6 protein-coding genes, 12 tRNA genes and 1 pseudogene are annotated in these 10623 nt (G+C 35.5%); 4 read left to right on the forward strand and 15 right to left on the reverse strand.

Going from position 1 to position 10623, the window contains the following annotated elements; translation table 11 throughout:
• Positions 1–337 precede the first annotated feature (337 nt).
• Positions 338–1951: an MFS transporter gene (locus ABU914_RS14775; RefSeq protein ID WP_379670472.1), complete on the forward strand. Its 1614-nt coding sequence runs from the start codon at positions 338–340 to the stop codon at positions 1949–1951.
• A gap of 317 nt (positions 1952–2268) precedes the next feature.
• Here ABU914_RS14775 and ABU914_RS14780 read toward each other — a convergent pair.
• Together ABU914_RS14780 and ABU914_RS14785 are read right to left on the reverse strand one after the other, a co-directional pair.
• Positions 2269–2538, reverse strand: a pseudogene (locus tag ABU914_RS14780) (IS1634 family transposase); the annotation flags it as partial.
• A gap of 208 nt (positions 2539–2746) precedes the next feature.
• Positions 2747–2968 (reverse strand): hypothetical protein, encoded by a 222-nt coding sequence (locus tag ABU914_RS14785; RefSeq protein ID WP_379670474.1) that lies wholly within the window; start codon positions 2966–2968, stop codon positions 2747–2749.
• Between the two features lie 241 nt (positions 2969–3209).
• Between ABU914_RS14785 and trhO the strand changes: the two genes are divergently transcribed.
• On the forward strand, positions 3210–4172 hold the full coding sequence (gene trhO / locus ABU914_RS14790) for an oxygen-dependent tRNA uridine(34) hydroxylase TrhO (RefSeq protein ID WP_379670475.1): 963 nt from the start codon (positions 3210–3212) through the stop codon (positions 4170–4172).
• A gap of 201 nt (positions 4173–4373) precedes the next feature.
• Here the strand turns inward: trhO and ABU914_RS14795 are convergent, their stop codons facing one another.
• Positions 4374–5810 (reverse strand): CPBP family intramembrane glutamic endopeptidase, encoded by a 1437-nt coding sequence (locus ABU914_RS14795; protein ID WP_379670476.1) that lies wholly within the window; start codon positions 5808–5810, stop codon positions 4374–4376.
• 570 nt (positions 5811–6380) lie between these two features.
• Between ABU914_RS14795 and ABU914_RS14800 the strand changes: the two genes are divergently transcribed.
• Both ABU914_RS14800 and ABU914_RS14805 read left to right on the forward strand, forming a co-directional pair.
• Entirely contained in the window at positions 6381–7589 is a 1209-nt protein-coding gene (locus tag ABU914_RS14800; RefSeq protein WP_379670477.1) for an IS110 family RNA-guided transposase, read from the forward strand.
• Between the two features lie 192 nt (positions 7590–7781).
• Positions 7782–8750 (forward strand): tyrosine-type recombinase/integrase, encoded by a 969-nt coding sequence (locus tag ABU914_RS14805; RefSeq protein ID WP_379670478.1) that lies wholly within the window; start codon positions 7782–7784, stop codon positions 8748–8750.
• A 521-nt stretch (positions 8751–9271) separates the two neighbouring features.
• Here ABU914_RS14805 and ABU914_RS14810 read toward each other — a convergent pair.
• From ABU914_RS14810 to ABU914_RS14865, 12 genes are all read right to left on the reverse strand, one after another.
• A tRNA-Cys gene (locus ABU914_RS14810) sits at positions 9272–9342 on the reverse strand.
• An 85-nt stretch (positions 9343–9427) separates the two neighbouring features.
• Positions 9428–9502 (reverse strand) — tRNA-Gly (locus ABU914_RS14815).
• A gap of 17 nt (positions 9503–9519) precedes the next feature.
• A tRNA-Gln gene (locus tag ABU914_RS14820) sits at positions 9520–9594 on the reverse strand.
• Positions 9595–9611: 17 nt separating this feature from the next.
• Positions 9612–9687, reverse strand: a tRNA-His gene (locus tag ABU914_RS14825).
• A gap of 24 nt (positions 9688–9711) precedes the next feature.
• Positions 9712–9785, reverse strand: a tRNA-Trp gene (locus tag ABU914_RS14830).
• Positions 9786–9791: 6 nt separating this feature from the next.
• Positions 9792–9873: transfer RNA gene (locus tag ABU914_RS14835), tRNA-Tyr, on the reverse strand.
• Between the two features lie 7 nt (positions 9874–9880).
• A tRNA-Thr gene (locus ABU914_RS14840) sits at positions 9881–9956 on the reverse strand.
• 20 nt (positions 9957–9976) lie between these two features.
• A tRNA-Phe gene (locus ABU914_RS14845) sits at positions 9977–10052 on the reverse strand.
• Between the two features lie 24 nt (positions 10053–10076).
• Positions 10077–10153: transfer RNA gene (locus ABU914_RS14850), tRNA-Asp, on the reverse strand.
• A 71-nt stretch (positions 10154–10224) separates the two neighbouring features.
• Positions 10225–10301 (reverse strand) — tRNA-Met (locus ABU914_RS14855).
• Between the two features lie 146 nt (positions 10302–10447).
• Positions 10448–10523 (reverse strand) — tRNA-Val (locus ABU914_RS14860).
• A 22-nt stretch (positions 10524–10545) separates the two neighbouring features.
• A tRNA-Glu gene (locus ABU914_RS14865) sits at positions 10546–10620 on the reverse strand.
• Positions 10621–10623 lie beyond the last annotated feature (3 nt).

The following is a 10623-nucleotide window of genomic DNA, read 5'->3' on the forward strand; positions in this document are numbered from 1 at the left end:
ATGGAATCCGACAATTCCGAGGATACCCTACCTATTTTTTATTGAAAAGACCTTTACACAAAATATTTTACGTCATCTCAGAATAAGGTTTATATAATTTAATGTGATATATAAACCCTACTACACAATTATTCAACGTTTTACAGCACCTCAACAGGAAACAAGCATTATGATTAATTTTTACACTTTATGAAGGCGCTTACACAGGATGTGAGTCTATTATTCAGTTTCGATAGTTGAAATCAAAGAGAGAGGAGTGATTTAAATTTTATTATTATTCCAAAATTTTTAATTATCGTTTAATGTAATTACAATTATTTGGAGAGGATGGTCCAATGTGGAACATGTAGATCGAGTTGAAAATAAAAATGTCAAAATAACAAAAGAACAGTGGATTCAATTTATCGCACTTGTATTTGGAGCATTCGTTGCGATTGAAGCAATGGTATTCCAGGCACCAGCTATTCCTGCGATTGCCCAAGCCTTTGAAATTCCAACTTCGCTTTCAGGATTAATCGTTGTGTCATTCTATGTTATGTCTGCAGCATTTTACCCTGTAACCGGACGTTTAGCCGATCAATTTGGTAGGAGAAAAATAATTTTGATCGGTATGGTTATATTCGCGTTTTCTGAATACGGAGCTGCACTAAGCCCAACATATTCATTTTTATTATCCATGCGTGCGCTTCAAGGTATTGCTGTTGCTTGTATTTTCCCGGTTGTAATCGCATACATAGGTGTTATTTTCCCACCTGAAAAACGTGGTTTTGCATCAGGAATTTTCAATGGATTTCAAGGTATTGCATCGATGACAGGTGCCGCTGTAGCAGGTATTTTAATTACAAAGTATGGTTGGCCTATAATTTATTGGGTAGGCGGAACATTAGCAGTTGCTGGCTTTTTTGCAATTTTCTTTTTCGTTAAGGAATCAAAAGGTGAATCAAAAGCTGGCTTCGATATCCCTGGTATTATTTTAATTTTCATTGCTACTGCATGTTTAATTTCCATTTCAACACTCGTTGAAGTGTTCGGCCTCACTTCATCGATTACGTTAGGTGCTGTTGTTGTTGGCGTATCTGCAGCCATCGCACTTTGGTTTGTAGAAAATAAAGTAGAAAGGCCAATAATGGAACTATCTTTATTACGAAATCGCATATATACATTAATCGTTATTATTTATTTAATTAACATAGCAGCAATGCAATTATATATTTACACGATGAACTTCTTCTTATCGTTAAGACCTGGTGGAGACGCTGCAGAATCTGGATTTTTCTTTTTCTTCGTCTACTTTGCCGGAGTAATTGGAGGCCTGATTGCTGGGACTTTATCTGACCGTGTAAACAACAAAAGATTGTTATTCACCGTCTTGGTATTCCCATTTATCGCTTTAATTATTAATGCACAAATTTCATACGATATTTCATTTACAAATGTTGCACTAATTGCTTTCTTATTTGGAATCGGTTCATCGGTACCGATTTTAATTAAATTAGGCGTAAATGTCATCCCACCGGAAAAATATGGTGCTGGATCAGGATTGTTAGCATTTATTCGAGACTTTGGAGTTCCATTTGGTTCAATAACTGGAATTGTTACATTCTCTAGTATGTCAGCAAATGCAACACAATCGGCACTTGTCAATAATGCTCGTACAGCTGGAATTGACAATGATTTAATGGGTGACTTACAAGAAGCTGCGATGACAAACGGAGAAACGATTAGTACATCCTTGTCGGAAAAACTTCAATCCTTAGGAGTTTCCTTTGAACAACTAATGTTACAAGCTTCAGGAGAAGGAATTACATTTGCAGTAAATAACTTATCTTATATAGGGGCGGGATTATTCTTACTGTTAATTATTTTAACTTTATTCATTCCGGGCCCCAAAAAGGAAAAGTTGAAAAAAACAATACATGAAAAGGAGGAAATGGTAGAACAAACAAATTAATATATAAAGTTAATGGTTTAACCGCCCGGAGTTTATCTATCTTAATTTGATGAAATATGATTTAAATAGAAATCAAGGTTACTTCCACATTGTCTATTTTATTAATTCAAAATTTTTTATAATAAAAATAATACAAATGTGATATACACAAAAGTACCGCCGAACGTGATATTGTACACTTTCAGATTTCCGCATATTTTAGCTATAGTTAAAAAACGGGTTAAAAACGCACAACATAGGCGGTATTCTCGACTTTAACACTTTAAAAACAAAAACTCCCTAAAAACATCGACATTATCGTGTTTTAAGGGATTCTTTTATTTTTTCTTTTGTATATATGCATTTATTCTCATGTCATTTTTCCCGTATGCTGGAATATTTTTCAGTTTTAGTGCTTTTAAAATGTCTGCAAAAGCATCATCTGATTTATTTTTTATATAGATTTCCCTACCTTCCATGTTAACCTGTGTAACTGTTGCACTACAAATGGCATCCTGTATTTTCTCTGTTGATAAATTCAAACCTTATTCTCTTAGTAAATATTCAAGCAGTCGTTGTAAAACAAGCGCTAAATAGGCTCTACTAAACAACTCGAATTATAAATTTAAACAGTTTGATTTTATGAGCATTTTGCGATGTAGCTCTTTTTTAAAAAAATAATAAAAAATAAGGCTTTTCTTTTTTTGAATGTATAAGTGACAACCAAAGCGCAGCTTTGTCTTATATATTCCTTTTAATCCCTAAAATTGGGCATACTTATCCTTGAGGATTGATTTGAGTTTTTTAAGCAAGTCATTATTCAGACCAGCGGACAATTTTCTCCCAGAGCGTTCCGTCTTCTCTCTCGTCCTTGTACGATTTAACGCCATAATCATCATCTACATCATCGCGACCATCTCTTTTCGTATGTTTATTTCTATGATTGGCAAAAGATTGAATAGCCTTACTATCAATAGCTAAAGATTCACCATAATTAGGCAACAATGTTTTTAATTCATTCGCCGTAGCATAAAACATCGCATTAACTTTTGCTTCGTGTTGTAATAAATAAATTTTTGTTTATCATTTATCATCCATCATAAACTCACAAATTCAATAAAATTGAATCTGTTAGCCTGCAAAAGTAAGAAGAATTACAGCTAATTTGATTTTCTATTTGTAGTAACTTTAAATACCGTGATATAATATTTTTTTACAAGGTAATAATACTGCCGAATGTTAATATCTTGTAAATATTAAAATTAAGGTGGTAAACAATATGGAACAAAATCAATATCAAGTTTTACTTTATTATCATTTCGTTGATATTCCAGATTACGAACAATTCGCCGATGATCATTTACAATTTTGTAAAGAAATTGGATTAAAAGGGCGTATTTTAGTCGCTGAATACGGGATTAACGGTACCGTATCTGGTACTGTTGAACAAACAGAGCATTACATGAATACGATGCGACAAGACGAACGTTTTAAAGATATCATTTTTAAAATTGATCTCCATGACGGCCATGCGTTTAAAAAAATGCACGTTCGCCCACGCAAAGAACTCGTAACATTAAGACTTGAAGACCCAATCAATCCTACGGAACTAACAGGTCAATATTTAAAGCCGCAGCAATTTTATGAAGCGATGAATGATGACGATACAGTAGTTTTGGATACACGAAATGATTATGAATACGATGTCGGTCATTTTCGTGGAGCAATTCGCCCAGATATTCGCAATTTCCGTGAATTACCAAAATGGGTAGAAAAAAACCGCCACTTATTAGAAGGTAAACGTATCCTCACATATTGTACAGGTGGAATTCGTTGTGAAAAGTTTACTGGTTGGCTTATTAAGGAAGGATTTCCTGAAGTTGCTCAACTTGAAGGTGGTATTGTAACTTATGGAAAAGACCAAAAAGTAAAAGGAAAGTTATGGGATGGAGTTTGTTACGTTTTCGACGAACGGTTAACAGTACCAATTAATCAGACGGAACATGTAGTTGTCGGTAAAGATTATTTTGACGGTACACCGTGTGAACGGTACGTAAACTGTGCCGAACCGAGTTGTAATAGACAAATTCTCTGTTCAGAGGAAAATGAACATAAATATTTACGAGGTTGTTCAGATGCTTGTCGCCGTAGCCGTGACAATCGCTATGTCATTGAACATGAATTGACGGAAGAGGAAGTAAATGAAAGGCTTCAAGCATTACAAATAGAAAATGCAGGATAAATCCACTAGGATGGGACAAGCCTATATTTTAATGAGCAGAAACGGTCAGAAACAGTAAAATTAGTTCTGACCGTTTTTAGTAATCAATAACATCCATATTAATTACGGTGTATTTTTTAAGTCAGTGCCATAAATGTTAAACTAACTTTAGCCAATTTAATGCTTTTTTCACACAGCGCAATTGTTTAGACATATTTATCATTAATAATTTATTTCTAATTGATTATCCATTCGTTTATTTGTTTTACGAACGATAAATAGTAAAAATGGACTTAACATAACGCAGAGTGAAACGATAGCCACTCTTACATCAACTGTAAATAGAAACAATGTCGTTACCCAAGCATTGTAAAAATAATGCATAAAAATACTTGCACTAAATCCATACCGCATATAGACAAAATAGAAAAATGGTCCTGTAATAACGATAAACTCAAGAACGTATAAATACCAAAGATACATATCATAACCAATATGTAAAATTCCCCATAAAAATGACGTTAAAACGAGCGACATAAATATACCGAAACGCTCAAATAGCGATACCATATAATGGCGAAAAATGGCTTCTTCTGTAATTGCCGCACTTAGGCCGATAAATAGTGTAAATATTGGAATTAAAGATATATCTAATTGAACGAGTACATTATGCGTTGTCACTGGCGATACCCACGTATCAAAGTAACTCGCTATGTAAAAGAAACCTTCCGCTAATAAAACGGCGATAAACATTAATAAAAATCCATGAATAACTGATGGCTGTAACTCGTATATACGATTCGTTAACGGACGAGAATCCTTTTTCCATCGTATAAGCAAAGTAGCAAACGTTAAATAAATCATCATGAGCGGCTCAATAATTCCTATTCCTTTCAAACTGCTACCTAATGCTTTAGAAATAAATACCCAACCAAACGCTGCTACAATAGTAAGTAAAAATGGTTCCCAAAAATCTTCTACTTGCCTTTCTACTAATTTTATAATGAGATGAATCGTAACGAAAACGACTAAACTTGCTAAAAATAACAAAATAAATAAATGCGCTATAATTTCAACCATCGATTCTTCAGGTTGTGGAAACCCTCTTGCTAAACCGTACTGCTCAAATCCAACAATGAGCTCACCAATTAAATAAATATCTACTACATTAACAATATCGGTGAATGATGTTTCAGCAACATACGTTTTTTTAACGTCCCAATAATCAAATAACTCATCTTCACTCGTCCGTTTATTTCCTTTTAATTCGTACCCCTCACCAAAATAATGTACGACAAATTGATCGGGGTCTTCTTGCAAATATATATTGTCTGCTAAAATAAAACGATTTTGTTCCATATCATATGCATACGTCCGGTCAATTGAAGCTACCTCATACGAATATAATGTAACTTCATTCTGTAGTAAGCGAACCTTTTCTTCATTAAATGAATGATGTTCCATATATCTACCAACGCTAGAATTAGCTACAATATCAGTAGTAAAAATTTCCTCTTCCGTAATTAAATCAATACCTATTTTTTCCGCTTCAGCTTGTACTTCATTTAGCGCTTCTTTTTGTGTAAATGTAGGTAAAGGTAATTCAACATTAGAAGGACCAATAAATAAATAAATAAAGACTATAAATAATGATTGCAATTAAAGAAACATATACTTAACGACGATCTATTTTCATCAATATTCCACCACTTCATTCATGATACATCTTAGTATAATGCTTTATTAACAATTAAAACAAAAATTGATAAAAACTTTATAGTTGAGTGAATTTCATAATTCCTAGCCCTTACAGGGCAAGGGATTTGAGTTGTCAAAAAAGAAGTACCTCCCCAAATCTTGTATAATAGTAGTTGAAATCACACTATCAAAAAGATTGGAGAGATACTTCCTATGACTATTATACGGCAAGAATGCTTTTTTAGCATCCAAGAATTATATGACATGCAACCTCGTATATTATTATTAGCTAGTTTTTTACTAGCTTTAAATCGTTATATCTTTTTAGATATAATGTATTTAATCAGATAGAGGTTGTCGTATGCAACCTTGAAGCATTGTCTTCGTTGGGTAGTCTGACACCTCTTTCTTTATAGAATCATTCGTATGAGCTGGATGGCACATTTGTTGTCGTATATCGAACGAGGTTGGATATCTATAAGGACAAGAGGTTTCCTCCATCTGAAAATAATCATTTAGGTGATGCTTTTTATGTTTTATGTTGGTATTGATGTCGGTAAACGTCATCACGAAGTTGGAGTGATTGACAATCAAGGACATCCTGTTGGAAAAACTTTACGGTTTGCCAATACAAAGGCAGGTAGTGAAAAGTTTCTTGAATATATTAATCAACACAAACTTACATCTGATAACTCAGTGATTGGGCTTGAAGCGACAGGCCACTACTGGTTATCTATCTTTTCATTTGTCCATAAATTAGGTTTTAAAACGACTGTCTTTAATCCCCTTCAGTCCGATGCGTTGCGTCACTTTTACATTCGTAAAACGAAAACAGATGTTCAAGATGCTTATTTAATCGCCCAAGTGATTCGTATTGATTCACCGGATGAAACACCATTTATCGAAGAGGACTTACTACGATTAAGACATCTAGAGCGTTTACGTTACAATTTAGTCGAGCAAGCATCCGATATTAAACGGAAAGTCATTTCATTACTTGATCAAGTGTTTCCCGAATATGAACAACTGTTTTCAGATACCTTCGGTAAATCCTCTACAGAACTCTTAATGAACTACACATTACCCGAAGAGATTTTAGAAGTTGATACAAAGAAACTGGCTAATCTTCTGAAAAAAGCAAGTAACGGTAGATTCGGTGAGTCACGGGCATTAAATAAAGCAAATCAAATCAGAGAAAGTGCACTCAATACTTTTGGCATCACCATCGGTACAGATGTGTTTAAATTACAAATTCAGCTGCTTTTGGAACAAATTCAATTGATTGAGAAGCATCTGTCAGAAATTGAACAAATCATGATAGAAATATCTAATCGACAAAAGCACTATTTAACGACAATCACTGGTATTAGTGATGTGACGTCATGTGTGATTCTTGGTGAAATTGGTTCTATTAAGCGATTTGAGCGTCCAGAACAACTCGTTGCTTATGCAGGTTTAGATGCTTCTGTTCATCAATCGGGTGACTTTAATAGCCAGAACACTCGTATATCTAAGCGTGGCTCTCCTTACTTACGACGAGCTATTTGGCAAGCAGCTTTTGTCGCAAGCAATCATGATCCAGCACTTTCCTTACATTATCAAAGATTACGTAAACGTGGGAAAGCTCATGGCACAGCAGTTGGCGCTGTGGCAAGAAAGTTAACCCACATTATCTTTGCGATATTACGTGATAATAAACCTTATGAGCCAAGGCCACAACCTGATCCTAGCACAACATAGTTATCTTACGCCTTCCATAATTTTTAAAACATGAAATTATGGCTTATTTGGAGTGTCTAATTTTATATAGCTTACCTAAATCACATTTCTGAAATTAATTTTATTTTTACCTTGACTTTTTATAGCTGGTCTTCTAACATTTTGGTTGCAATACTCTTAACTTTTATTTTGCCATAAACATCGATGAAACATTTGCTGATTTTTTTTATAGATTGGGTAGATTTATACAAAAAGAAAATTGCAGAAATTACTAGAAACTCTTATGAGTTAACTCACTCTCTTATAAAAGATTATTTTAAAAACGAAAAAATGAGAAAAATAACACCACGTCACTATCAAGCTTTTATAAATGAGGTTGGTAAAACGAGAGGTTTTGAGTCGGTATCCAGAATTCACATACAAATAAGAGCTTGTGTGAAAATCGCAATTTATGAGGGGTTAATCGAAAGCGATTTCACACATAGTATCGAACTTTACTACACTATACCCAAAAAGAAAGAGAAAGATAAATATTTAAATTATAAAGACAGTAAGAAATTATTGTCTTATGTTATCGATAACCTCGATAAATCAATGACTAATTATCTAATTTTACTCGGTTTGACCTCTGGATTGAGATATGGTGAAATGATGGGGTTGACTAGAAATGACTTTGATTTTGATACAGGAGTGATCATAGTAGAAAAAACATGGGGATATCACCAAAGTTCAGAGAATCCAGCCGGTTTCGGAACCACAAAGAATAAACAATCTGTGAGAAACGTGGCTTTGGATGATAGAACGTTGGAAGTTTTTAAACAATTATTTGAGCGAGAGGCTGTTCACGAAGATAACGAACACGAATTAGTTTTCTTTAATCCGCAGGCGAAGTATAAAGTTTTTAGCAACTCTTTTACAAATAGGTATTTTAAAAAAACATTAAGGAAATTAAAAATAAAACCCGAAATATCAATACATGGTTTAAGGCATACTCATGCCAGTATTCTTATCTATAAGAAAGAAGTAACTGTTAATTATATAAGCGAAAGGTTAGGTCACAGTAATGTAACTGTTACACTAGATAGATATTCTCATGTATTGGAAGAATTAAGGACTGAAGATACGGAAACAACAAGACAGATATTTGCCAGCATGTACCAATCTTCTAACACAAATGTGTAGTGTTTGAAAAAATGTGTAGTATCAAGAACGAAAAGACTGTTATTTTAACAAGATTATTTAAGGTTATTTGCATCAATTTCCAGCCTATGTGTAGCGTTCACTACACAAAGTGAATGCACTTAAAATCCTTACATATCAAGTGATTGAACTCTATTGCAGTTTTTCTCTTCAATCAAATGTGTAGTTTAAAAATGTGTGTAGCATTTCAACTACATGTATTACGATAACTTAGATTTAATTTAGATCAATTCGATATATAAACATAAATTCTTTCTTAATTTCATTAAATTAACGCAAAAATACCCTTGACATAAATTAACAAATGTAGGAAATTTGCGACCGATTTTTTTAAAAATGTGTAGCGTTTGTGTAGTAAGCTATCGAAACTCATCGTATTCTTACGTAATAGGAAAAATATGTTAAATAGACAAAAACACCTACAAACCGTTGATACTACAAGGGTTGTAGGTGTTTCACAAACTTGTGTTTCATCGCTCAGTTGCGATAAAATACGGTATAAGAGGCGGCACCCGGATTTGAACCGGGGATAAGGGTTTTGCAGACCCCTGCCTTACCACTTGGCTATGCCGCCGTGTCTAAGTTAAACTTAGCCGACATTGAAATTTTAAATGATTAAAAGGCAGAAAGCAATAGTAAAAATTGGTCTAGCATAATAATGGAGCGGAAGACGGGATTCGAACCCGCGACCCCCACCTTGGCAAGGTGGTATTCTACCACTGAACTACTTCCGCACAATAAAAGGTGAAGTTGGCTGGGCTAGCTGGATTCGAACCAACGCATCACGGAGTCAAAGTCCGTTGCCTTACCGCTTGGCTATAGCCCAACACAAATTATTATGTATGGGGCGGCTGATGGGATTCGAACCCACGAGTGCCGGAGCCACAATCCGGTGCGTTAACCACTTCGCCACAACCGCCACGAACAGATTATGCATAGTTAATGGCAGGGGTAGTAGGAGTCGAACCCACATCGACGGTTTTGGAGACCGTTGTTTTGCCATTAAACTATACCCCTACATGATGGAGGGGGACGGATTCGAACCGCCGAACCCTAAGGGAGCGGATTTACAGTCCGCCGCGTTTAGCCACTTCGCTACCCCTCCAAATAAATGGTGCCGGCCAGAGGACTTGAACCCCCAACCTACTGATTACAAGTCAGTTGCTCTACCAATTGAGCTAGACCGGCATAGTATAATCCTTTACCAATGGTGGCTCGAGACGGAATCGAACCGCCGACACGAGGATTTTCAGTCCTCTGCTCTACCGACTGAGCTATCGAGCCTTATTTATAATACTGAGATAAAAATGGCGGTCCCGACGGGATTCGAACCCGCGATCTCCTGCGTGACAGGCAGGCGTGGTAGGCCTCTACACTACGGGACCAATCGGTTACATTATAGTCACTGCTGTTTCATATGAACAAGAAGTTGTTCGGCATAGAACGTGTAATAATTTGGTTGCGGGGGAAGGATTTGAACCTCCGACCTTCGGGTTATGAGCCCGACGAGCTACCAGACTGCTCCACCCCGCGGCAATAGAGAATGAATGAATATGAATATGCTCTTTAATTAGTACTTCTAAGATGTGCATCTATCGGGAGACTTCGATGATATGAAAGAAATGCACAATTATTATTTTATCATAATTTCTGCCATAATGAAATAATAATTTTTTATATGGTGGAGGATGACGGGCTCGAACCGCCGACCCCCTGCTTGTAAGGCAGGTGCTCTCCCAGCTGAGCTAATCCTCCGTAGTTTAAACAATTAAATTTATGGTGACCCGTAGGGGATTCGAACCCCTGTTACCGCCGTGAAAGGGCGGTGTCTTAACCACTTGACCAACGGGCCATT

This window comes from Pueribacillus sp. YX66, from assembly GCF_041725775.1.
Classification (GTDB): domain Bacteria; phylum Bacillota; class Bacilli; order Bacillales; family UBA6769; genus Pueribacillus.